At 68.4% G+C, this 22,301-nt stretch carries 27 protein-coding genes and 1 pseudogene; 15 read left to right on the top strand and 13 right to left on the bottom strand.

Annotated elements, in window-relative coordinates; translation table 11 throughout:
- Nucleotides 1–69: 69 nt before the first annotated feature.
- Together C3V38_RS05220 and C3V38_RS05215 are read left to right on the top strand one after the other, a co-directional pair.
- Nucleotides 70–393, top strand: a complete 324-nt coding sequence (locus C3V38_RS05220) for a hypothetical protein (protein ID WP_070722882.1) — start codon at nucleotides 70–72, stop codon at nucleotides 391–393.
- A 104-nt stretch (nucleotides 394–497) separates the two neighbouring features.
- Nucleotides 498–995 (top strand): hypothetical protein, encoded by a 498-nt coding sequence (locus tag C3V38_RS05215; RefSeq protein WP_070722880.1) that lies wholly within the window; start codon nucleotides 498–500, stop codon nucleotides 993–995.
- Between the two features lie 77 nt (nucleotides 996–1,072).
- On the opposite strand, the gene C3V38_RS05210 is transcribed toward C3V38_RS05215, so the two are convergent.
- Entirely contained in the window at nucleotides 1,073–1,909 is an 837-nt protein-coding gene (locus C3V38_RS05210) for an NAD(P)-dependent oxidoreductase (protein ID WP_061229798.1), read from the bottom strand.
- Between the two features lie 308 nt (nucleotides 1,910–2,217).
- On the opposite strand from C3V38_RS05210, the gene C3V38_RS05205 reads away from it, so the two are divergent.
- The 5 genes from C3V38_RS05205 to C3V38_RS05185 all read left to right on the top strand — a co-directional run bounded on the left by C3V38_RS05205 (nucleotide 2,218) and on the right by C3V38_RS05185 (nucleotide 6,057).
- Nucleotides 2,218–2,817, top strand: coding sequence for a hypothetical protein (locus C3V38_RS05205; RefSeq protein ID WP_106385210.1), 600 nt, complete (start codon nucleotides 2,218–2,220; stop codon nucleotides 2,815–2,817).
- Nucleotides 2,818–2,932: 115 nt separating this feature from the next.
- Nucleotides 2,933–3,433, top strand: coding sequence for a cupin domain-containing protein (locus C3V38_RS05200; RefSeq protein ID WP_070722875.1), 501 nt, complete (start codon nucleotides 2,933–2,935; stop codon nucleotides 3,431–3,433).
- Between the two features lie 49 nt (nucleotides 3,434–3,482).
- Complete coding sequence (locus C3V38_RS05195; protein WP_106385209.1) at nucleotides 3,483–4,862, top strand: alpha/beta hydrolase domain-containing protein; 1,380 nt, start codon at nucleotides 3,483–3,485, stop codon at nucleotides 4,860–4,862.
- Complete coding sequence (locus tag C3V38_RS05190; protein ID WP_007633075.1) at nucleotides 4,859–5,248, top strand: hypothetical protein; 390 nt, start codon at nucleotides 4,859–4,861, stop codon at nucleotides 5,246–5,248. The genes C3V38_RS05195 and C3V38_RS05190 overlap by 4 nt, the downstream gene beginning before the upstream one ends.
- The gene (locus C3V38_RS05185; RefSeq protein ID WP_007633069.1) at nucleotides 5,242–6,057 is read left to right on the top strand and encodes an HTTM domain-containing protein; all 816 of its coding nucleotides are present in this window, start codon (nucleotides 5,242–5,244) and stop codon (nucleotides 6,055–6,057) included. Before C3V38_RS05190 ends, C3V38_RS05185 begins: the two co-directional genes overlap by 7 nt.
- A 777-nt stretch (nucleotides 6,058–6,834) precedes the next feature.
- Here the strand turns inward: C3V38_RS05185 and C3V38_RS05175 are convergent.
- Nucleotides 6,835–7,458, bottom strand: coding sequence for an SIMPL domain-containing protein (locus C3V38_RS05175; protein ID WP_106385208.1), 624 nt, complete (start codon nucleotides 7,456–7,458; stop codon nucleotides 6,835–6,837).
- A gap of 161 nt (nucleotides 7,459–7,619) precedes the next feature.
- Between C3V38_RS05175 and C3V38_RS17555 the strand changes: the two genes are divergently transcribed.
- Entirely contained in the window at nucleotides 7,620–7,760 is a 141-nt protein-coding gene (locus tag C3V38_RS17555) for a hypothetical protein (RefSeq protein ID WP_165001069.1), read from the top strand.
- Here C3V38_RS17555 and C3V38_RS05165 read toward each other — a convergent pair.
- Nucleotides 7,753–8,472, bottom strand: a complete 720-nt coding sequence (locus C3V38_RS05165) for a haloacid dehalogenase type II (protein ID WP_106385206.1) — start codon at nucleotides 8,470–8,472, stop codon at nucleotides 7,753–7,755. The genes C3V38_RS17555 and C3V38_RS05165 overlap by 8 nt on opposite strands.
- Before the next feature lie 126 nt (nucleotides 8,473–8,598).
- Here C3V38_RS05165 and C3V38_RS05160 point away from each other — a divergent pair, with 126 nt between their 5' ends.
- The 3 genes from C3V38_RS05160 (at nucleotide 8,599) to C3V38_RS05150 (ending at nucleotide 11,169) form a co-directional block, all read left to right on the top strand.
- Nucleotides 8,599–9,954 carry an IS256 family transposase gene (locus C3V38_RS05160; protein WP_217354165.1) on the top strand — a complete coding sequence of 452 codons (1,356 nt, stop codon included), beginning with the start codon at nucleotides 8,599–8,601 and terminating at the stop codon, nucleotides 9,952–9,954.
- Nucleotides 9,955–10,016: 62 nt separating this feature from the next.
- On the top strand, nucleotides 10,017–10,754 hold the full coding sequence (locus C3V38_RS05155) for a hypothetical protein (protein ID WP_007633062.1): 738 nt from the start codon (nucleotides 10,017–10,019) through the stop codon (nucleotides 10,752–10,754).
- 49 nt (nucleotides 10,755–10,803) lie between these two features.
- Nucleotides 10,804–11,169 carry a DUF1330 domain-containing protein gene (locus tag C3V38_RS05150; RefSeq protein WP_069388653.1) on the top strand — a complete coding sequence of 122 codons (366 nt, stop codon included), beginning with the start codon at nucleotides 10,804–10,806 and terminating at the stop codon, nucleotides 11,167–11,169.
- A 75-nt stretch (nucleotides 11,170–11,244) separates the two neighbouring features.
- Here the strand turns inward: C3V38_RS05150 and C3V38_RS05145 are convergent, their stop codons facing one another.
- From C3V38_RS05145 to C3V38_RS05100, 9 genes are all read right to left on the bottom strand, one after another.
- The gene (locus C3V38_RS05145) at nucleotides 11,245–12,651 is read right to left on the bottom strand and encodes an MFS transporter (protein WP_106385204.1); all 1,407 of its coding nucleotides are present in this window, start codon (nucleotides 12,649–12,651) and stop codon (nucleotides 11,245–11,247) included.
- On the bottom strand, nucleotides 12,648–13,127 hold the full coding sequence (locus C3V38_RS05140; protein ID WP_223210251.1) for a MarR family winged helix-turn-helix transcriptional regulator: 480 nt from the start codon (nucleotides 13,125–13,127) through the stop codon (nucleotides 12,648–12,650). The genes C3V38_RS05145 and C3V38_RS05140 overlap by 4 nt, the downstream gene beginning before the upstream one ends.
- A 74-nt stretch (nucleotides 13,128–13,201) precedes the next feature.
- Nucleotides 13,202–14,527, bottom strand: a complete 1,326-nt coding sequence (locus C3V38_RS05135; protein ID WP_069388651.1) for a lipase family protein — start codon at nucleotides 14,525–14,527, stop codon at nucleotides 13,202–13,204.
- A gap of 439 nt (nucleotides 14,528–14,966) precedes the next feature.
- Nucleotides 14,967–15,446 (bottom strand): APC family permease, encoded by a 480-nt coding sequence (locus C3V38_RS17955; protein ID WP_007633049.1) that lies wholly within the window; start codon nucleotides 15,444–15,446, stop codon nucleotides 14,967–14,969.
- A 121-nt stretch (nucleotides 15,447–15,567) separates the two neighbouring features.
- Nucleotides 15,568–15,996, bottom strand: coding sequence for a ChaB family protein (locus tag C3V38_RS05120; RefSeq protein ID WP_007633048.1), 429 nt, complete (start codon nucleotides 15,994–15,996; stop codon nucleotides 15,568–15,570).
- Nucleotides 15,997–16,014: 18 nt separating this feature from the next.
- Nucleotides 16,015–16,497 carry a hypothetical protein gene (locus tag C3V38_RS05115; protein WP_007633047.1) on the bottom strand — a complete coding sequence of 161 codons (483 nt, stop codon included), beginning with the start codon at nucleotides 16,495–16,497 and terminating at the stop codon, nucleotides 16,015–16,017.
- Complete coding sequence (locus tag C3V38_RS05110) at nucleotides 16,494–18,905, bottom strand: molybdopterin oxidoreductase family protein (RefSeq protein ID WP_081470590.1); 2,412 nt, start codon at nucleotides 18,903–18,905, stop codon at nucleotides 16,494–16,496. Before C3V38_RS05110 ends, C3V38_RS05115 begins: the two co-directional genes overlap by 4 nt.
- 146 nt (nucleotides 18,906–19,051) lie before the next feature.
- Entirely contained in the window at nucleotides 19,052–19,369 is a 318-nt protein-coding gene (locus tag C3V38_RS05105; protein WP_043568772.1) for a YrhK family protein, read from the bottom strand.
- Between the two features lie 93 nt (nucleotides 19,370–19,462).
- Nucleotides 19,463–19,867, bottom strand: coding sequence for a four-helix bundle copper-binding protein (locus C3V38_RS05100; protein ID WP_106385203.1), 405 nt, complete (start codon nucleotides 19,865–19,867; stop codon nucleotides 19,463–19,465).
- A 320-nt stretch (nucleotides 19,868–20,187) separates the two neighbouring features.
- On the opposite strand from C3V38_RS05100, the pseudogene C3V38_RS17950 reads away from it, so the two are divergent.
- From C3V38_RS17950 to C3V38_RS17940, 3 genes and pseudogenes are all read left to right on the top strand, one after another.
- Nucleotides 20,188–20,499, top strand: a pseudogene (locus C3V38_RS17950) (tellurite resistance protein permease); the annotation flags it as partial.
- A gap of 70 nt (nucleotides 20,500–20,569) precedes the next feature.
- Complete coding sequence (locus C3V38_RS17945) at nucleotides 20,570–20,902, top strand: hypothetical protein (protein ID WP_253695454.1); 333 nt, start codon at nucleotides 20,570–20,572, stop codon at nucleotides 20,900–20,902.
- Between the two features lie 163 nt (nucleotides 20,903–21,065).
- A complete protein-coding gene (locus tag C3V38_RS17940) occupies nucleotides 21,066–21,254 on the top strand; it encodes a hypothetical protein (RefSeq protein ID WP_007633035.1) in 189 nt (62 codons plus the stop codon).
- A gap of 110 nt (nucleotides 21,255–21,364) precedes the next feature.
- On the opposite strand, the gene C3V38_RS05090 is transcribed toward C3V38_RS17940, so the two are convergent.
- The gene (locus tag C3V38_RS05090) at nucleotides 21,365–21,844 is read right to left on the bottom strand and encodes a DUF4383 domain-containing protein (RefSeq protein ID WP_007633033.1); all 480 of its coding nucleotides are present in this window, start codon (nucleotides 21,842–21,844) and stop codon (nucleotides 21,365–21,367) included.
- Between the two features lie 159 nt (nucleotides 21,845–22,003).
- On the opposite strand from C3V38_RS05090, the gene C3V38_RS05085 reads away from it, so the two are divergent.
- Nucleotides 22,004–22,294 (top strand): metal-sensitive transcriptional regulator, encoded by a 291-nt coding sequence (locus C3V38_RS05085; protein ID WP_007633032.1) that lies wholly within the window; start codon nucleotides 22,004–22,006, stop codon nucleotides 22,292–22,294.
- Nucleotides 22,295–22,301: the final 7 nt, after the last annotated feature.

Here is a 22,301-nt window from a genome sequence, read left to right as displayed (position 1 = left end):
AGAGATACGGCGACGACGACGAGGAACGCCCGTCCCGCCCACGTGGGCCTTCGGCCATAGGATCGGGTCATGCCGATGATCGATGTGAAGAGTCATGAGTCCGTCTCCACCGCCGCCGTCGTGGCCACCGGGCTGCTCGGCGGGTGGTTGACCGCCCGTGAGACGGGGATCCGTCCGCTCGGTGGGGTCGTGCTGGCGGCGGCCGGCGTCTGGGCCGGTCGCTCGTGGGCGGCCAAGACCGACGTGCCCACCACGGTGGGCCTGTCGGCGCTGTACGTGGCGGCGTTCGGCGCGTCGCACCCGCTGGCCAAGAAGATGGGCTCGTGGCCGGCGGTGCTCACGGTGACGGCGGCGGCGTCGGGCGCGGCCTACGCGCTCGCCGACGCGAAGTAGCGGCGGCTCGGGCCTGCCAGGTTGGAATCGTTGACCCGATTGTGGCCCGTCTCTAACATGTGAACGACGTCACAGAAACAGCGTCGACACGGTAGGAGATTTCCATGGACGCGATCACCAGAACCGTCACCGCGGCTGTTGCCGCCGCGGGCGTCGCTGTTGCCATGGCACCCGCGGCGGTGGCGCTCAATACCGATTCACTGACCCCGCCTCCACCGGACTGTTCCGTAGACGTCCAGCGGATCGCGTCTGAAACGCCTGGCCCGTTCCCCGGCGTCGGCTGGGACGTTGGCGCACATGCCAATCTGTGCGGCGACCTGGGCTTCCTCTTCCTCGAGACGGCCGGGGGGACCGGGTCGTCGCCCACCAGAGTCGTGCTGTTCCATCGCGGTGAGCGCGTCGCCACCCAGCCTGGCAACACTCCGCGCGTCCTGCTCGGTCAGCACAGCAACTTTCACGTCGAACTCCGCATCCAGCAGGAGCCGGCGCCCGGGCAGCCGAACGCCGCCGCCACGTACAACTCGACGGTCTACGTGTGGAACCCGTTCGCAGGGACCGGCGATGCGACTCCTATCCCGCTGCCGCCCGGCTTCCGACTCTGACACTTCCGGATATGCAGCGCGTGACCGGGTGAAGCCCGGATAGCGCCGCAGCCGCGCTTACGCGACCGTCTCCCAGGTCAGGCGTCGAGGAAGATGTCGAGCTCCAGCTCCTCGAGGGGGCCGCCGTAGACGGAGAAGTCGGTGACGCCCTCCTCGGTGAGGACGTCGTCGTCGATGAAGAAGTTGCCCGTACACTCGCGGGGGTCGCGCGTGAGGACCGCGTGCGCGGCGTCGGCCATGATCTCCGGCGTGCGGCTGCGCGCGACCATCTCCTCGCCGCCGAGCAGGTTGGCCACGGCGGCGGTGGCGATGGTGGTGCGCGGCCACAGGCTGTTGGCCGCGATCCCGCGTCCCTTGAGCTCCTCGGCCAGGCCCAACGTCACCAGGCTCATGCCGTACTTGGCGATCGTGTAGCCGAGGAAGCTGCCCGCCCACTTGGGATTGAGATTGAGCGGCGGGGACAGCGTGAGGATGTGGGCGGCGTCCGAGGCCTCCAGGTGCGGCAGCGCCGTCTTGGACAGCAGGAACGAGCCGCGGCAGTTGATGTCCTGCATGAGGTCGTACTTCTTCATGGCCAGGTCAGGGGTCGGTGACAGGTCGATCGCGCTGGCGTTGTTGACCACGATGTCGATCCCGCCGAACGCCTCGACCGTCCTGTCGACGGCCTCCTGCACCGAGTCCTCGTTCCGGACGTCGCCCACCACGGCCAGGGCCTTCCCTCCCGCCTCCTCGATCTGGGCCGCGGCGGTGTGCACGGTGCCCTCGAGCTTCGGGTGGGGAGTGTCGGTCTTGGCGAGCATCGCGATGTTCGCACCGTCGCGGGCGGCGCGCAGGGCGATGGCCAGGCCGATGCCGCGGCTGCCGCCCGACATCAGCAGGGTCTTTCCGGCCAGGGTGCGAGTGGAGTCCGTCATGGGCACGATCCTCTCCGATAACCGCCGACCGCGGGGCGGGTATCGGCGACCGATCGCCCACTTGACGCGCCCCGTAGCATAAAAATGACCTCACAAACGGGTGTGGTTCCGACCGTGCAGGAGAGGCGCGATGACCGGTCGCCCCGAACTCACGGCTTCCAGGACGCTGATCACTGTTCTGGCGGCCGCCCTCGCCGTGCTCGTGGTCGGGGTGGGCGTGGTCGCCCTGGTCCGCAGCAGTGGGTCCGGGTCGGAGACACCGGCCGTCGAGGTCTCGCCCTCGGCTGCCGGGAGTGGCTTCTCCCCGGATGTCCTGGATCGTCCCGCGGCCCTCCGGTCCCGAGGGCGCCGGGGTGCTGGAGGTGACGGGGCCGGAGTGCGATTCCGCGGTGATCAACGCCGACCTGCTGTTCCCGAACAGCGGTGCGCGGATCATCGACTGCCAGGCGGGCTGGGCCGTCATGGCCAGCGCCGTGTCGGGTGATCGGTACTGGGTGGCGTTCTCGGACGGCAGGTGGCGCAGGGTCGCGGACGTGTCGATCCGCCTGGGGACCTGCCCGGCCGAAGCGGTCGCCAAGGGCGCGCCGACGTGGATGGCGCAGAAGCACCTGAGCAGCTGTGCGCCTTCCGAGCGGCCGAGCCCTCCGGCTCCCACGCTCACACCGACCCCCGCGCGGATGTCGGCGGCTACGACCCCGGCTCTGCCCCATGCGTCGCCCACCCGGACCAGTTCGCGGACCCGGGCCCCGATCGAGGACGCCGCGGCGCCGGCGACGAGTTCGCGACAGACCAGTGTCGCCACGCCGACGTCCCCGCCGACCAGTGTCGTCACGACGACGCCTTCGCCGACCGATGAGTCGACCCCGTCCACTGCGGCGGATGATGCGCCCGGTCCGGACGGGGAGTAGCGCACGCCGCGTGCCTCACGCCGGGCGAGGGGGAGCCGCATCGACTCTTGACATGCGCTGTCGCCGGAGAATACTTGCAGGTACCCCACCGGTCTGCACGGCGAAAGGTGCGGTCATGGTCGCGAAACCTCTGGTCACGGGGACGGTTCTGCGCTCCGAGGAGGGGACCGCCTACTGGTTCCTGGGGAGTCTGGTCACGGTCAAGGTCGCCGGGAGCCAGACGGGTGGTCGTCTCACCGTGCTCGACTTCCTCAACCCGCCGGGATTCTCGCCGCCGGTCCACCGCCATCTCAGGGAGGACGAGTGCTTTTACGTCCCGTCGGGCGCGGCCCGGTTCCGGTGCGACGGCGAGGTCTTCGAGGCCCGCGCCGGCGACACGGTGTTCCTGCCCGTGGGGTCGGCGCACACCTTCGTGGTGCTGGGGGAGGAGCCGCTGCGGACCCTCCAGATTACCGTCCCGGCGGGTTTCGAGGAGTTCACCGCGGAGGCGGGCGAGCGTGCCCGGGAGAGGGTGCTCCCGGAGCGCTCGCCCGTCGATCCCGTCGCGCTGCAGGAGGCGGCCGCCAGACACGACATCGAGATCCTGGGTCCGCCGCCGACGATCTCTGACCCGTAAGTCCGGATAGGGGCCCGGCCCCGCCTCGCGCCGGGGGACAATCGGGGCCATGCAGCCAGTCGCGACCCCGACGTTCACCGAACTCACCGAGGGCCGGCCCGTGCCGCCCATGGCCGCCCGCACGGGCCCCGACCTCGCCGCGGCGGGGTTCACGGAGTCCGAGTGGGCAGCGTCCGGTGAGGCGGTGTCGTACTCGGTCGGCGAGCTGCCCACCGACGGCCGGGTCACGCTCGCCGAGGCCGACTCCCAGCCCTACTGCACCCGGGTGCTGGTCCGACGCCCGCCCGCCGAGCGGTTCAGCGGCGTGGTGCTGGTGGAGTGGCTCAACGTCAGCGGTGGCCAGGACGCCGCGCCCGAGTACACCTACCTCGCCGAGGAGATCGTGCGCGCCGGGCACGCGTGGGTCGGGGTGTCCGCGCAGTTCATCGCCGTCGAGGGTGGCGACGCCGCCGTGGGCATGGGCGGCCAGACCGGTGGCCTGCGGGCGCAGCGCAGGGACCGCTACGGCGACCTGCACCACCCCGGCGACGCGTACGCCTACGACATCGTCACGCAGATCGGCAGGTATTGCCGCGCGGCGGGCGCGTCACGCGACGGCGGCGCCCCGCTCGACGCCGGACCGCTGGCCGGGCTCGCACCGGAGACGGTGATCGCGATCGGGGAGTCGCAGTCGGCCATCGCGCTGACCTCCTACATCGACGGCGTCCACCCGCTTGCCGGCGTGTTCGACGGGTTCCTGCTGCACAGTCGCGGCGGTGGGGCCCTGCCGTTCGACGACCGCGGTCGGGCGGCCGGCATCGCCGCCGCCGTCTCCTCGCAGACCCTGCTCCTGCGCGACGACCTCGACACGCCCGTCCTGGTGGTGCAGGCCGAGGGCGACCTCGGTGGCCTGCTCGACTCGGCCCGCGCGCGCCAGCCCGACTCCGAGAAGATCGTCACCTGGGAGATCGCCGGCCAGGCCCACGCCGACGCCTACCAGCTGGGCGAGCTCGCGGGGATGATCGACTGCGGCGGCGCGATCAACAGTGGCCAGCAGGTGTTCGTGTGCCGGGCCGCGCTGCGCCACCTCATCACGTGGATCGGCGGGGGAGCGCGCCCGCCGGTCGCCCCGCCGGTGGAGTATGACGACGACGAGGTGGTCCCCGGCGACCTGGGCATCGGCCGCGGTGGCGTGAGGACCCCGGCCGTGGAGGCGCCGGTCGAGAAGTTGGTCGGTGCGCCCTATCCGCAGTCCGCGCCCTTCTGCATGTTGCTCGGTCGCACGGAGGTGGTTCCCGACGAGCAGTTGCGGCAGCGGTGGTCGGATCGCGACGAGTACCTGCGGGCCTACGCCGAGGCCACCGACCGGCTCATCGAGGAGGGCTTCCTGCTGGCCGACGATCGCGAGGAGATCCTCGCCGACGCCCGCCCGGAGCGCATCAGCTGGTGAGCGCGTCGCCAGGTGCGGAACCCCGGTTCTCCGTTGCAGCCAGGCTGACGAAGCTGCTCTTGGCGGTGTTCGTGGTCAGCCAGATCACGGTGCCCGCGCTGCTTCTGGCGGCGCGATGGTCCGGCGAGGGATCGATGCCCACAGTCGAATTGCCCTTCAGTTGGCAGATGTTCAGCGCCGTCGACCCCGGTGGGTACACCGGGTCGGCCACCGACGGCTCGGAGCGGGACCTCAGCCTCGACGATCTGCCGCGGATCACCCGGGCCATCGCCTACAGCGACGATGTGCCCCGGATGCTGTGCGAACAGAATCCCGACCTGATGTCGGTTGCTCGATCCGGGGTTGAGGATGGCTTGCTGAGACACGAGAGGGTCTACACGTGTTGACCGTCTTCCGCATTGCCTTCGGCGTGCTCGCCGCGGTCAAGGCTCTCCAGTTGACGGCGAGGGGGTCGATCTCCACAGACGACGGGATCGGCCTCGCGGATCACGCCGCAGTCGCACTTCCGTTGGGCGCGGTCATGGTGGTCGCTGCAGTCTTATTCATCCTCGGGAGAGGAGTCCGCCGAGCCGCGATGGCGATGCTGATCGGTTTCCTCGTGTTCATCACTGCACTGGGTTTCTACAATCATCACACCTACTTGATAAGTGTTATCTGTGCGATCTTTGTCCTGGGTGTCAATGTTCCCCAGTTGTTGAGAATCCAACTCGCCATCGTCTATGCGTTTGCCGCTTTCACGAAGATCAACGAGACCTACCTGTCGGGTTCGGAATTGTATGCGTCCATGGTCCAGCATGGTGTGTGGCGGACTCTTATCGGCGTCGATCCAGCACCGACATTCCTCATGGCGGTATCACTTGCCTCCATCGTGATAGAGGCTTTCCTGGCGGCCGGGTTGTGGTGTGCGCGCACTCGCTGGATCGCGCTGATCAGCGGCCTCTGTTTCCATCTGGGACTCGTTGTATTTGTCACCGATGGATTCAACCTGTTTCTTGAATTGTCGATCTATGGCGGAGTGATGTTGTGCCTCTACCTGCCGTTCTTCCAAGATGAGATCGACGCGTTCGTCCCACGTCCGGACGCGGGTGAGAAGAATGGACACGACGGACAGGGCCTGCGCTATGACAACGGTGGCTCTTCTCGCCGGGTCGCGCACTTTACCGGTTCACGCTTATTGCCGAGTTCGCGCAGTTAGACGCGATTAATTGTTCGGGCCTCGCATTCGAGAGGGGCCAGCTGTCTCCAGCGTCGCGGGGTTAGTGTGGCCTTCGTGATGTGGGTATGGATGTGCGCTGTGCTGATAGTCGTGCTGGTCGGTGCTGCCGTCCTGCCTCGGCGAGCCAGGCAGCCCCGTGCGGGTTTCCCGTGGTTCTGGCTGTTGTTCCCGGCGGCGGCGTTCTTGGTGGCCGGATCGCTTCACATGTGGCTTCCTGCATTCGGCGAGCCCGGAGGCTGGATGAGGTACCTACCGATGAGGAACCGGCCCGCCGTGCTTCGCATCATGAGCAATGAGCAGTACTGGCAAATACAGGCGTTCTTAGTGGGGACATGGTTACTCCCGATACTCGCGCTGGCCGCCGTGGGGCTATCGGGATGGGCGTGGAGGCGCGGCCGAGTGTAACGCGATGGCATCGAAACGCCCCGGGGCGTGACTGGCATGGCCCGCGACGTTCTGTTGACTCCGCGCTGATCCCCGGAATTCGGAGGGCGCGGGCCCACCGGCGCGTAGAGCGCTGCCTTCCGGACCGCAGCGTGACCACGCGCCAGTGCCCATGCCCAGCCTGATGAGCAGCGCCGGTGCTTGACGAGGTGCGCGACCGCGAGGACGTCGCTGACGAGCACCAAGAGTACCGCGGTTGTGGAGACTGTCGTGGGATAGCGGGACTGGCTGCTGCACGTCCAACCAGTTGAGCGTGGCCGGGTCTGGGACCGAGAGCAACGGCCTTCCCGTGCCTGGGGGCGTCGGGTTCGTTCAGCCGATCTTGTAGGTCACGGAGACTGACACCGACAATTCCTGGCTTCCGGGCTCGATCGGGGTGGAGGCGGCCCGGTCCGTCATCGCTCTGGCCTGGGGAAATGGCGTCGCGCCGGTGTCCGGGTTTTCGGTGATGGACTGGACTGCGCCCAGTTGTGTTCCGGCCGCGTCGGCGATCTGTTGGGCTTGGGCTTGTGCCTCAGCGACTGCCTCGGCTCGGGCTTGTGCCCGCAGGTCGCTGTCATCATCGATGGAGAACGTCAGCTGTTGCACCCGGATGGCGTCACCGGCGGCGCCGGCGGCGGCATCGATGAGGTCACCGCTTCTGGCGATGTCTCGCAAGGTTGCTTGCACTTGGTTGGTGACGGTGTATCCGTCGATCGTGCCGGCGGGCTGGTAGTTGGGCTGCACGGACAGGTTCGTGGTGGTGATGTCCTGGTCGTCGACGCCTTGGTCTTTGATCTGGATCAGAGTGTTGGCGAGTTCGGCGTTCTCGGCCATCGCCGGGGCGGCCTGGGCTGCCTGGGTCTGGACACCGAGCACGATGGTGACGGTGTCGGGGGCCCCGGTGATGATTCCGGTGCCCTGCGTGGTGATGACCGGCGAATCCTCGCTCGACATCGAGCACCCCGCCAACAGCAGTGCTGCGGTGCCGAGAGCGAATGCAACCGATCCTCGTCTACGGGCCATACGTCACTATCGCCCACTTCCGGGCGGCCCCGAGTAGGGGACACGCCCGAGTAGCGCCATCGTCTCTCGCGGTCAGCGTGACTGCCGGCGGGGTGGGAGACAGCGATGGCAACTGTGCGACCGTCGACGGCGCCACGTTCCTGGCTATCGCGGCCGCGGCGGCCACTGAGGCCCGCGCCGAGGGGCTGCCCGAGACGCACAATTCAGAAGGGCGGCCACTCGCCCTCACCTGAGGCGGCGGGCCAGCTCCGTGATGTCCGTGACCTCGAGGTCCGGGCTGGTGAAATGCTTCGGGTACATGCCGTGGGTGCGGTTGATCCATGCCGTTCGCATACCGATCCGGTGGGCGCCGTCGATGTCCCAGGGATGGACGGCCACGAGCATGGCGTCCGAGGGGGCAACGGCACACTGCTCGAGTGCGAACTCATAGGCGGGGGCGGCTGGTTTCCACGCGCCGGCGGAGTCGACTGACAGCAGCAAGTCGAAGTCGCGTCGCACACCGGCTGACGTGAGCAGCTTCTCGGCGACCTGTGTCAAACCGTTGCTGAGGGTGACCAACCGGATCCCCAGCTCCGTCAACGCCGAGACGCCGTCGGCGACATCGGGATGGGGATCGAGTCCGACGAACCCGCTCATGATGTGCTTGATCGCCTCGTCGAGAGGTCGGTCGAGCTCCACCTCCGACAGCATAACCTGCAGGAGCCCGGTGCCAATGTCAGCGAACGGGCGAGCGGCGCCTGCGGCGGTGAGGGCGAAGCCGTCGCGCAGGAGGTCGGCGAACCACAGGGGATACATCGAGCCGGGTGCCCCGACGTCGGAGAACCGGGCCGCCATCGCCGTGGTGTCGGACAGGGTCTCGTTGACTTCGAACACGATCACCTGCGGGCGGCGGAGCCCACGCCCGTCGCCCCGGTTTTGTTCGCGATGGTCGGGTGTGACGGTCATGTAGAGACCTCCTGGTCACCGGGTGTGCACCATGCTATGCGCCAGCGGGCTGCGCGGCCGGAACACCTGGCTAGGGCGTGTCAGATGGTCTGTGTGAGTTGATCCGGAGGAGGAATCATGAACGCTATGGCTGTTGACGACCACGACGCTACGGATGTATCAGATGCTGCTGGGCTTCGCCGGGAGGTGTTCTCGGATGCGCTGATTGATCACGTACTCGCCGAGACCCGTTCGCGAGGGTTGGAGTTGACTGGCAAGGACGGCTTTTTGAACGAGATGCTCAAGGCCGTCCTTGAGCGGGGCATGGGCGCCGAGCTGACCGAGCATCTGGGCCGCGATGCCCACGCCCGTGGCGGGGACGGAAACCACCGCAACGGCACTTCGCGCAAGACCGTGGCCACCGAGGTCGGCCCGGTGGAGCTGGATCAGCCCCGCGATCGGCAGGGCTCGTTCGCCTCCCAGCTCGTCCCGAAGGGCGCCCGCCGGCTCGGCGGGCTGGAGGACCAGATCATCTCGCTGTACGCCGGCGGAATGACCGTCCGGGAGATCGAGCACCACCTCGCGCGGACCCTGGGGGTGGAGCTGTCACACGAGTCCATCGCCAACGTCACCGACGCGGTCCTGGACGAAGTCGCCGCCTGGCAGCACCGCCCGTTGGAGGCGTTCTACCCGGTGGTGTTCCTGGACGCGATCCACATCAAGATCCGCGATGGAGCCCACGTGAAGACCCGCGCTGCCCACATCGCGGTCGGGGTCGATCTTGAGGGCGTCAAGCACGTGCTCGGCATCTGGGTGCAGGCCAAGGAAGGCGCGGCGTTCTGGGCCAGCGTGTGCGCCGAACTGGCCAATCGCGGCGTCAAAGACGTCCTGATCGTGGCCTGCGACGGGCTGACCGGACTGTCCGAGGCGATTGCCGCGACCTGGCCTTTCGCCGAGGTGCAGACCTGCGTGGTGCACCTGATCCGGGCCTCGATGCGGTTCGTGTCCTACAGCGACCGCAAGAACGTGGCCAAGGCACTCAAGCCGATCTACACCGCCGCCAACACCGAGGCCGCCAGAGCCGCACTGGAGGCCTTCGCCGAATCGCCGCTGGGCGCCAAGTACCCCACCGCCGTCAGGTCGTGGGAGGCCGCCTGGGAGCGGTTCATCCCGTTCCTGGCCTTCGGCCCAGCCACACGCAAGCTGATCTACACCACGAACTCGATCGAGTCGCTGAACTACCAGCTGCGCAAGATCACCAAGAACCGCGGGCACTTCCCCAGCGATGCCGCCGCGATCAAGCTGCTATGGCTAGCCATACGCAACATCGAGGACCGACGAGACCGAGAACGCGCCAAGGACGCTCAACGCCGAGCAGACGGCCACGCAGGCCCCCGGAAATCGATCCCCAGACTCGTCGAAGGCGCCACCATCCACGGTTGGCGAGCCGCACTGGCCGAACTCGCACTGGCCTACCCGGAACGCTTCGACCCCCACATGTGACAGACATCACTAACCAAAACTCACACAATTATCTTGACAGGCTCCCTGGCTAGGGTGGGCGCATGGACGCCGACATCAACTTTTACTTCGACCCGGTCTGCCCCTTCGCCTGGATGACCAGCAAGTGGGTGCGCCAGGTGCAGGCGCAGCGCGACTACACGGTCGATTGGCGGTTCATCTCGTTGCGCCTGGTCAACGCCGGTGTCGACTACGACGCGCACTTCCCCCCTGAGTACGAAGCCGGCCACACCGCCGGGCTGCGGCTCCTGAGAGTGGCGGCTCGAGCGCGAGCCGAGCACGGCCGGGAGGCGATGGCGCCGCTGTACGCCGCCTTCGGGGCGCGCATCTTCGACACCGCTCCGGACGCCGGCGACGACCGCAGCGAAGGCGAAGAGCGTGAGCGGCGCGGCACGAGCGAGTTCGCCAGGCTGGTCCTCGCCGACGCTGATCTGCCGCTCGAACTGGCGGACGCCGTCGACGACGAGTCGTGGGACGCCGAGATCCGCCGGGAGACCGACGAGGCGCTCTCGCTGACGGGCAAGGACGTGGGCACGCCCATCATCCACTTCGAACCACCGACCGGCGTCGCCTTCTTCGGACCCGTGATCAGCCGGCTGCCACACGAGGACTCGGCGGCCGAGCTCTGGGACCACGTGGTGGGGCTCGCCCGCTTCCCGGGTTTCGCCGAGCTCAAGCGCAGCCTGCGCGAGAAGCCGCAGCTCGCCGCGTTCGGAGTCGACGCGGACACGGTCGGCACGCAGGAGGACTGGCACGGCGGAAGCCGTCGGCAGAAGAAGTGAGGATGGCCGTTCGCGCCACAGCGGCGGGACTGGAGGAGATACTCGCCTGATGGCTATCGATCCCCGAGGAAGAGACCTCAAGCGCTACCTCGCCGACGACCCCGGCGGCCCGGTGGTGATGCTGAACCTGCTCCGGTTCGCCGATGGCGGGCGTGAGGACTACGCGAAGTACGCCGCGGCGCTGAACGAGACCTTCCTTCCCCGCTATGGCGCCGAGGTGCTCTACGCCGGTGACGGTTCCACAGCCCTGGTCGCCGAGACCGGCCAGGACTGGGATGCCGTTCTGCTGGTCCGGTACCCCAGCCGCGCCGCGTTCAGCGAGATGGTCGCCGACCCCGAATATCAGACCGTCACGGCACTGCGTACCCGCGCGTTGCAGGAAGCGGTGCTTCAGGCCACGACCCCCTGGGCCTGACTCCGCCCCCGTAGGCACGTCGAATCCGACGCGCATGCCCGAGTGCGATCGCGCGCAGAATGCGGGACGCCGGGGCTACTGATGGGCTCGTCGTCGTCGTCGACCCGTGACGGCGTGGAGCACCAACGCGAGCATCACCGTCGCGCAGCAGATCACACCCACCCCGAACGCCATGGTGATGCCCTCGTCGGTCGAGTACGCGGAGTCGGAGGGGTGCGCGGCGAGGACGGCGGCCGACAGGGCCGCGCCGACCGCACCACCGACCGTGCGCAGCACCTGGTTGAAGCTCACCGCGCTGCCGAGCTGGTCCACCGCCACGCTGCGGGCGATGAGCGCGGGCATCGCGGCGTAGCCCGAGCCGATCCCGGCGCCGAAGAGGAACATGCCGATCGCTAGCGTCCAGAAGTCACCGTGCCGCAACCACAACAGCACCGACGCCACCGTCATCACGGCCGCGCCGACCGGCAGGAACACCGCCATGTCGTAGCGGCGGGACAGGGCACGGACCGTGCGGTTGGCCACGAGGCTGCCCGCCGACAGCGGCGCCATCATGAAGCCCGCCCACATCAGCGGCACGGCCAGGCCGAAGCCGGTGTCGGCGGGTGCCTGCGCGACGAGGCTCGCGATGGACAGGCCGATGTACATTGCGGTGCCCAGGCCGATCGCGGTGGCGTTGGCCAGCAGGACCTCGGGCCGGCGGACCACGCGGAGGTTGACCAGGGGATGCAGGGTGCGGATGCTGTGCACGATCCAGAGGAGCAGCGTGTTCAGTGCGACCACGAGGACGACGAGCGCCGTCGCGGACCCCCAGCCCCAGGTCTGACCTTCGGAGATCCACAGCAGCAGCGCCGCCAGCCCGACGCCCAACAGTAGGGCGCCGCCGATGTCGAACGGCGTGCGGGGCGCGAGCGGGTCGGGGCCGGCGGGGATGAAGCGCCAGACGCCGATCGCCGCGGTGGCCACGAACAGTGCCGCGAAGGCGAACGCGGCCCGCAGGTCGAACGTGGCCGCGAGGATCCCGGTGAGCGGGTAGCCCAGTCCTATTCCCACCGACACGGTGACCGAGAGGGTCGAGATGATGGGCTGGGATTCGGTGAAGGTCAGGTGGCGGCGGGCCAGGGCGATGGTGATGGGCACCGTGCCGTAGAGGAGTCCCTGCAGCGCGCGGCCGATGAGGAAGACGGTGAAGTTCGGCGCGACGGTGGCGATGATGGACCCGAGGAAGATCACGCCGAGGCTGGTCAGGAGCAGCCTCCGGGTATGGGGACCATCGGCGAGGCGGCCCATGATCGGGGTCGCGACCGCGCCGACGAGCAGGTTGGCCGTGAGCATCCACTGCGCCGTGCTCACCGGGATGCCGAACTCCGCCGAGACCGACGGCACCAGCAGCATGCCGAGGGAACTGACGATCGAGCTGGTCAGGGCGGCGTAGACGAGGGCCTGGACGAACCAGCGGGGCGCCGGTCGACGGTGGGGGGTCATCGGGCGTCCTCCGAGTCGAGGCGGCGGATCAGGGGGACCGCGGCCGCGAGACGGTCGCGCTCGGCGTCATCGAGGTGGTCGGCGATCGCGTGGGCCAGCCAGTCCTGGCCCGCGGCGCGCTCGGTACGGAGCTGCTCGCGCCCGTCTGCGGTGATGGTGACGAGGGTGCGTCGGCCGTCCGCGGGGTCCGGGCTGCGCGAGACCAGGCCCAGGTCGCGGAGTTCGCGGACGGCGTTGGCGACGGCCTGGTGGCTGATGCGCTCGAGGCCCGCCAGGTCGGTCGCGGCCAGGGGCCCGCGCTGTTCCAGGTGGGACAGGATCCCGACCTTGCCCATCGACAACGTCCGATGGGAGTTGAACCGTCGCCACAGGGGGCGCAGCGCGTGGCGGAGGTCGTCGGCCAGGGCGGCGATGTCGGGCGACGGGGTAGCGGTCGGGTCTGCAGGTGGTCCAGCGGGCGGGTCGGCGGGTGTCACTCCGGCGAGTCTACAACCAGATTGCGCAATCTGCTTGCGCAAGGGTGGGGGTGCGCGGTGGGGCCCGCCCGGCCTCAGTAGGTTCCGCAGTTGCTCGACGCCGGGACTCCGTTGACGCGGTCGTCGAGGTACCGGAGGTTGCCCTCCAGACCGGTGAGCATGGGCACGGCGTGGCCGATCGCCAGACCGGGTGCGACGGGAGGCATCGGGTCGATGACCATGTCGACGGCGGCGCCCTGCGCGCACCAGTCTCGGCCGAGCTGCTGCGACTGGTGGCCGGGGACGACGTCGTCGTTGACGGGCGAGAGCACACGCACGGGCGTGGTCGGGGCAAGGCGGCCGATGCGCTGACGCTCGAGGAACGCCAGGATCTCGGGCTCGCTGCGCACGATGTCGCCGGCCGACAGGCCCGAGATCGTGAAGTCAGTGGTGCGCTGCTGGAAGAATTGGACCGCGGTCTCGCCGATGCACTGGTCAGAGGTGACGGCGAGCATGGCCCGGCCCCGGTCGTTGAAGTACGGGTTGATCAGGGGGCCCATCTCCGGGTAGGCGTCGATCAGGCTGTTGATCGCGTAGCCGATCGCCCCGGCGATGGCGGTGCCGTCGATCTGCTCGAGCGTGGCGAGCAGGTCGGCCGGCGGGGAGCCCGCGGCGGTACCCACCAAGTTGATCTCGGGCGCGTACTGCGGGTGGAGTTCGGCGGCCGCGGCCACCGCCCCGCCGCCCTGGGAGTAGCCGACGAACACGGTGCGGGCGTCCGGCTCGACGTCGGCGCCCGGTACCGACGACGCGGCGCGCGCGAGGTCGAGCACTGCGCGGGCCTGCGACTCGCGGTTGACGTACGAGTGCAGCCCAGGGGTGCCGAGCCCCTCGTAGTCGGTCATCGCGACGGCGTACCCGCGGGCGAGCAGCGCGTAGGTCTGGAACAGCTCGTAACCGAACCCGACTCCCGGCGGGTCGGTGCGGACGGTGGCCAGGTTCTGGAACGTCTTGGACGGCGCGCAGTGGTCGCCTTGCCCCTGGGTTCCGGGCGCCATCACGGCCAGGGGGCGGGTGCCCGGGCCGGTCCACGGTGCGCGCGGCTGCAGATAGGCGCCGGTCACGGCGATCGCCTGGTCGCGCGATCCGACGGAGGTGTACATGATGCGCTGCGCGTCGGTGGACAGCGGTCCGGCTGCATCGGAGATCGAGTCGGCGCCGGGGATCGGCGGGATCGCGGCGGCGAGGGGGAACGGCTCGGTCTTGATGAGCTCGCCGGAGGCTGCGGGCAGGTCCGCGGGCGGCTGGTAGAAGGCGGGCGCCGGGTCGTTGGACGATCCCTGCGCGCCGGCGGCGGGGGCGACCACGGCCCCTCCGGCGAATGCGGTGGCGATGGCGGTGGCGAATGCGGCTGCGCGCATTCCGGTTCGGCGAAGTTGCACGGTCCCCCCTGGGGCTGGTTGTGTTCTGTCTCACAAAATTGAGCTGAGTCTAACCTGAGTTCCGCAAGTTGACGTCGTTCCCGGCTGATTCGCTAGGTTTGCTGCAATTCATGAGGCTGAGCGTGTGGCGCGGGGGTCACCAATTGAGCGGGACCCGGGTTGGTGGGTCTGACAAGGCAGAGACCAAGACGTTGATCCCGGTCATCACCGCCTTCCGGGGGGCGGCACACGATCGCTGACATGGTAGTCGTGGCCGATGTGGGGATGCTCTCGGCGGCTAACTTGAATGCCCTCGAGGAGGCCGACCGGGCCGAACCACTGAAGAAGCAACGGTTCGTCGAGGTCATCGGACAGAACGTCACCTCGGACGAGGCACCGAGCGAGCGGTCGCGCCAGGCGGCCGGCCACAAGGGGTACGTCAGCAATATCTACCCGGCCGTGATGGACGGTCCACGACCTGTGGAAGGTCGATCAGTCCGTCCGGACGGCCAAGTCCGATCTTGAGGCCAGGCCGGAATCCATCGAGGCGCACCCCCTGACGCAGCGATCGGACGGGAACGAGCGGCGTCAGCACCAGTGGCGCCACGAGCGTGGTCACGACCGTCTCCGGATCCAGGTCGGGGTCGAGGTCGCCGCGGTTCCTCCCGAGGAGGGACTCGGCGAGGATCATCGACACGTACATGAGAAGGGAGAACGAGCCGGCGATCACTGCGAGGCCGTACGCGGCCTCGAGCAGCATCGCGATACCACCGGACGACGGGGTGCTCGCCGAATTCCGGATGTACGAGTAGGCGCTGAAGTCCGCGACCACCGCCCCGGCGAACAACGCCCGTGGCATCAACCCGCCTGCCAGCTCGCCGACCTGGCCGCCCAGCGCGAGGATGCCGGCTCCGATCATGGCCCCCCGTGCCCGGCGCGACCGAGCCGGTGAGTGAGAGTGATTCCCGGGCACGGGCGTGGTCCATCTGTGGTCTCATCCTCGGTGCGAGGGGGCCGGGGCGGGACCCGTCCTGTCGGGCTCACGAGTCGTCTCGGCTCTCCTCCGTCTTCCGGTCGTCGGCCTTGCGCAGCGCTTCCACGAGCTCGTCCTTGGTCATGTCGGAGCGGCCCTCGATGCCGAGCTTCTGCGCCTGCTCGTAGAGGTGATCCTTGCTGGCGTTCGCGTCCACGCCGTCCTTCGACTCGCCGGAGGGGTTCGGGCCGCCGCTCTCCGAGCGTGAATCCGAGGGGCCCTTGCCGTCCTTGGGCTCCCAGTGGTCGCCGACCTTCTCGTGCGTGTGCTTGACGGCGCCCCAGGCGGTCCGCGCGACGCGGGACTCGTCGCCGTACTGTTCCTCCGCCGAGTCGTAGGCCTTGGCGAAGGTGTCCTTGGCCTTCTGGTCGCTTCGCTGCAGAGTCGAGGGCAGCTCGCTGTCCTTCGCGTTCCCGTCGCTGTCTGTCTTCGGCATGGCGATTCCTCTCGTTTGTCAGCTCACCAGGATCTGGGTGGCGGTCTCTTTGAGCTTGGCCTGGGCCCATGTGGCCTGGCGCGTGGTCTGGGGTTGGCATTTCTCCGCGACTTCGAGAAGGTCGCGGTGCCGTAGGCCCTGCGCGGCCTGGGCGATGAGGAGCCAGTCCATGGCGACCCCGGAGGCCTCCATGTAGACGGTCCGTAGGTCCTCGAGCAGGAGCAGCTCCGGGGTGTGGTGTCTGCCGAGTAGTTCGCTGCCCTTCTCCCGCGCCCGTTCGGCCAGTCCGAGTTCGAGTCGGGGGGCGGGGTCGAGGTCCTGGCCGTAGTCGCCACCGATCCGGGCGATCTCGGCGAGGTGGCTGCGGGACCAGCCCACCAGGTCCCGTGCGACGTGGTAGATCTCGTGATCGACCTTGTGGCGCTCGGAGACCTGCAGCAGTTTGTGGGCGAGCTCGACCTCGGAGCGGTGAAGTTCGCGGAGAACGGGTCCGAGTTTCATGTCAGCCCTCCCGTGGCCGTCGTCGCCGCTCCGGCTCGTCGGGTGGACTCATCGCGGTCGGCGATCCGGGCGATGCGTGCGGCGGCGGTCTTGAAGATCGGCTGTTTGGAGGCGGGGTCCCAGTCGGTGGGGGTGAGCTCGTTGGCCGCGGTCCCCACGGCGTCGCCCTCCGGTCCGGCGCTGTCGCCGGTGTCCCAGTAGCCGTAATGGAACGGCAGGAAGATCACTCCCGGTCGGATCCCGGTGATCCGGGCGGCCGCCCGCACCCGTCCGCGGGGGGTGGCGATCTCCGTGAGGTCTCCCGCGGTGATGCCGGCGGCCGCGGCGTCGGCGGCGCAGATCTCCACCCACACCTGCGGAGCGGCTGCCTGCAACTCGGGGGCTCTGCCGGTCTTGGTGCGGGTGTGGAAGTGGTAGATGGTCCGGCCCGTGATCAGCTGCAGGGGATAGTGCTCGTCGGGCGGTTCGTGCGCGGGGAGGTATTCCGCGCCCTTGAGCATCGCCTTGCCCTCCGGATTCATCGCCTTGTATTCGGTGGCGTCCTTGGGGGCGCCGGTGACCAGGTCGCGACCGTAGTTCTCGCAGTAGTCCGGGTCCGCCCAGAATCTGCCGTCGGAGTAGAGGCGCTCGGTGCCGTCGGGGTTGTCGTCGTTGCACGGCCACTGGATACCGGAGCCGCCGCGCAGTCTGTCGTAGGTCAGCCCGGTGTAGTCGCACGGCCGGCCGGCGGTGCAGTCCTTCCACGCCTCGAACGCCGATTCGGGGTCGTGCCACTTGACCAGCGGCCCGCCGTCCTTGTCCTTGAGCCCCAGGCGGTGGGCGAAGTCGATGAAGATGTCCAGGTCGGCCCTGGCCTGGCCGGGCGGATCGACGGCCTTCTCCGACAGGTGCACCGTCCGGTCGGTGTTGGTGAACGTGCCGGTCTTCTCGCCCCATGTGGCGGCCGGCAGGACGACATCGGCGAGCCTGGCGGTCTCGGTGAGGAAGATGTCCTGCACCACCAGTGTCAGTCGCTCCTGGGACAGGATCGAGCGGATGCGTGTGAGTTCCGGCAGGGAGACGGCCGGGTTGGTGCCGCTGACCCACAACAGCCGGATCGAACCGTCCTCCACATACCGCATAATCTGCATGGCGTGGGTGGGTGCCGAGTAATGCGGGATGTCCATCGGGTCGACGTTCCACACTCGGGCCAGGTCCTGCACGTGCGAGGTGTTGGACCAGTTCCGGAAGGCCGCCAGGTCGCCGTCGGCGCCACACTCACGGGTGTTCTGGGCGGTGGGCTGGCCGTTCATCTGCAGCACGCCGCACCCGGGCCGGCCGAGCATCCCGCGCAGCAGGTGGATGTTGTTGACCTGCACAGCGGCCGCGGTGGCCTGGTTGGACTGGTAGAAACCCTGCAGCACCGTGGACATCAGCCGCTCGGCGCCCCCGATGAGCCGGGCGGCCCGGCGGATCTGCTCGGCCGGCACGTCACAGATCTCGGCCACCCGCTCCGGCGGGTAGTCGGCGACCTGCTCGGCCAGTGACGAGTATCCGACCGTGTGCTGGTCGATGTAGTCGCGGTCGATGTGGCCGGCCTCGAGCAGTTCGTGGATCAGACCATTCATCAGCGCCAGGTTGGTGCCCGGCCTCGGGGTCAGATGGAGGGTGGCGTGCTCGGCGACCGGGGTGGGGCGTGGGTCCACGCACAGGATCGCGGGCGGGTCGTCCCCGGCCAGACGATCCAGGATCCGCATCCAGGTCACGCTCTGCGTCTCGGCCATGTTGTGTCCGTAGAGGCAGATGACGTCGGCGTGGTCGATGTCGGCGTACGAGCCGGGCTGACCGTCACATCCGAAGGACGCCTTGAGCGCCGCGGCGGCCGTCGCGGTGCACAGCCGGGTGTTACCGTCGACGTGGTTGGTGCCGATGCCACCGTGGGCGATCACACCGAGGGTGTAGTACTCCTCGGCGAAGAGTTGCCCGGTGGTGTAGAAACCGATCGCGCTGGGGCCCTGCTCGTCCAGCAACTCGGTGGTCCGGCCGACGACCCGGTCCATCGCCGTGTCCCAGTCGGTCTCCACCAATACGCCGTTCTCGCGTACCAGCGGGCGGGTCAGCCGGTCCGGTGAGGAGTTCGCCTGCCAGCCGTAGAGGTCCTTGACCCCCAGTCGTCCGCGATTGACCCGGTCGTCGGCACGTCCACGCACCCCGCAGATCCGGTCGTCCTTCACGGCGATGTCCAGTCCGTCGCCGTTGGAGTGCAGGATCGACGCCGTCTGTACCCAGCGGTCGACATCCGCCTCGGCCATTCCGTCGGCCAGGTAGGTGTCCACTCGGACCGGCCACTGCTCGCCGGGGCCGTAGGGGGTGCGTTCGCCCCAGGGGCGTTCCACTCGATCGGGGGCTGACTGATTCCCGTGTGACATTGACATTCCTCGCGACGAGGTCTGTGGGCTGCTTGCCGACCGTACGCGCGGCCCGGCGAACGGACCACCGGAACGGCGTGAAGAGCCCGGACCGGAGACGCCATGGAGTGTCTCTCGGAGCGGTTCGCGGGCGGTGGCGTTTCGGCTCAGTAGTCGTAGTCGCTGCCGTGGTTCCCCGAGTTCGTGCCGATCCGCTTCAGGTGGACCCGACGGGCGAGACGGATGGCCGGTCGTGCGAGGAACTCCAGAGAGCCGAGCAGGAACAACCAGGTGCCGATGGTCTGTGTGGAGTCGAAGAAGAACAGGACGCTGCCCACGAGGAAGAACAGGGCTATCAGAACGTCGTTGGCGATCGACAGCGTCTCGTAGCGGTCGTTGATGACCACTTCCTCGCGTCCGACGAGAAGCCGGAGCGATGAGGAACCGGGGGACGGTCCGCTGCTGGTGTGAGTGTTGGTGCTCATGAAAACGCAACCTCTGAAGAGAGTCGGCGCGTCCGGCGGCCGCGTGACCACCGGGACGGAGTGCGACGTGGACCTCCGGGGGAGGTGGAGAGATCAGCCGATGGCTCCGAGTAGGTCGGTGCAGGCCTTCTCGCAGCGGCGGCACGCTTCGGCGCAGATCCTGCAGTGCTCGTGCATGCTCGCGTGGCTCTCACACTCGTCAGCGCAGCTCGCGCACGCGGCGCGGCACGCGGTGAGCAGTTCCTTGACGGTGCCCAAGTTGCTGCCGGTCCGGCGGCTCAACACCGAGGCGGTGGTCGCGCACACGTCAGCGCAGTCGTGATCGGTGCGGATGCAGTCACGCAGGTCGGCGACCGAGTCCTCGGCGAGACACGCATCCGCGCACGCGGCGCACGTGACCGTGCACGCGGCGGCGGCGTCGATTGCCTCGGCGAGGTGGTCCACCTGCAGATCCGCAGTCGGATTGGGGTGGGTGGTGATGATCGAGCTGATGCTCATGGGTTCCTCCGTTTCGTCGTCTCACTGCCGAGTAGCAGGAGCATGGCTAGTCGAATCGGACGGCCGGGGTGGTGATCGGCGGTAGCACGGCGCTACAGCCTCGCTCCCGGGCTCGTAGGCGTCCACGACGCTACGCCGACCGCGAGGACGTCACCACCGAGAGAATCACTCACCGCTGATGGAGCGGTTATCCCCGAGTGGACGGGCTCGTAGGGTGCGGGGATAAAGATCCCGCCGTTGTTGTGGAATACCGCTCCGCCGTGGGTGACGCTCGCTTTCTTCGCCTGGCAGTAGCGGGGACCGCCCCGGCGCCCACGGCGATGATCTTCAGGAGGTCGATGGTGACGAGCCGCATACGGGAGGCCGTCATGGGGCTGCCGCCGGGAGCTTTCGCCTTCGTGATGGCGACGGGGATCCTCTCGGTCGGACTGTCCCGGCAGGAACTGGCGGGGGCGTCGCGCATCGGCCTCGTCCTGGCCGGCACCGCCTGGGTGGCTCTTCTCATGCTCACGGCAGGCCGACTTCTCTGGTATCGCGACCGGGTCGTGGCCGATATCCATGACCCCGGCCGCGCCTTCGGGTTCTTCACGCTCGCGGCGGGGACGAATGTGCTCGCCGTCCGACTGGCCGACGATTACCGCCTTCTCGCGGTGGGGCTGCTCGCTCTCGGCTTCGTCACCGGGCTGCTGCTCGCCCTATGCGGTGCCCTGGACCGCAGTCCTGTCCCGGACCGAGCGACCGGTGCTGTCCGAGGCCGATGGGACCTGGTTCATCTGGGTGGTCGCCGTCCAGTCCATCGCCACCGCGTCGGCCAGTCTCGAACCTCTGGTGCCCACCGGGAGAGGCGAACTCGCCGTCGTAGCGGTGGTGGCATGGTCGGTGGGGATCGTTCTCTACGCCGCCTGTGCGGTGTTCGTGGCCCTGCGTCTCATGCTCTATCCGCTGCGGCCACGGGATCTTGACCCGCCGTACTGGGTGGCGATGGGCGCCGCGGCGATCACGGTGGTCGCCGCGGCGCCAAAATCGTCGAGCTGACGTCCGCCCCGATGGTGGACGCGACGGCCGGACTCATTTCTGGACTTACCGTGCTGTGGTGGGCCTGGGCGACTTGGCTGATCCCGCTTCTCATCTCGGCCGGGGTGTGGAGACACGTGGTGCACCACATTCCGCTGCGTACGAGTCGTCCTGGTGGAGCGTCGTGTTCCCGCTCGGCATGTACGCCGTCGCCGGGATGTATGTGGGGCGGGCCGATTCACTGCCGATCGTGGAGCAGATCGGTGCGGCGTGGATGTGGGTCGCCCTCCTCGCGTGGCTCGTCGCCACCGCGATGATGGTGTGGTCCTGGTTCAGACCCCGTCACGGTGAGCGCGCCGACGACACAGGGTAGGCGAGGTGGGCACCCACCGCGGCCAACCGTCCGCGCTGCGGCCCTGCTGTGCCAGACGACCCCTGGCGACGACCGAGATCGTCGACAGGGGTCGAATGGAGCGTGTCGCCTCAGGGCTGCCGCGGCTCAGCCTGATGACGCTGTTCGCGCAAGCGGTCGCGGTGGAGGAAGGACAGGGCGACCATGGCGAGGCCCAGGATCAGGTGCAGCCAGTTGTCGGCCGTGTTGAGCGGCACGAAGTTGGCCGCCGAATCGTGGCCGATCACCAGGCCATAGACCCACAGGGCCAGGTAGACGATGCCGCCGGCCAGTAGGTAGATACGAGCCTGTGGGGCGGTCCGGGACATCAGGATCCCGACGACGCCGTAGAGCAGGTGGACGATGTTGTGGAGGATCGACACCTGGAACAGGCCCAGCAGCATGGCCTCGGATTCGTGGCCGGCGAACTGCATGGTGTCGTACGCGGCGGTAATCCCGGGGATGAAGCCGGCGATCCCCACGAGCAGGAACACCACGCCGAAGGCGAGGGCTGCGTACTGGACGGGGGAGCGGTGCCGGGCCGGGCGAGCGGTCTGGGTCGTGTCCGTCATGAGTCCATTCCTTTCTCGACTGATCGACATCGGAAGTGACGCTGTCCCGACCATAAACAGCAGGGGCCGGATTGAAAACCGGTGCCGGGGGTCGGAGCGCGCGTCGGAGAACGCGATCCGCTCTTGCGGCACTTACCCTAGGGGGGTACCGTATGGGCCATGGCCGAGCATGGATACACCCCGCACAAGGAGGACCACCTCAAGCGGCTGCGCCGCATCGAGGGACAGGCCCGCGGGCTGCAACGGATGGTCGAGGAGGACAAGTACTGCATCGACATCCTCACGCAGGTCTCCGCCATGACCCGGGCCCTCCAGTCCGTCTCGCTGAGCCTGCTCTCCGAGCACCTCGGACACTGCGTCGCCGGCTCCATCGCCAGCGGCAGCCCGGAGGAAGCCGAGGCCAAGCTCGCCGAGGCCAACGCCGCCATCGCCCGCCTGGTCAGGTCCTGATCACCGC

Origin of the sequence: Dietzia sp. oral taxon 368 (assembly GCF_002999155.1) — a bacterium.
Classification (GTDB): Bacteria; Actinomycetota; Actinomycetes; order Mycobacteriales; family Mycobacteriaceae; genus Dietzia; species Dietzia cinnamea.
Note: the sequence above shows the minus strand (reverse complement) of the source record. Positions and strands in the feature narration are given on the sequence as shown.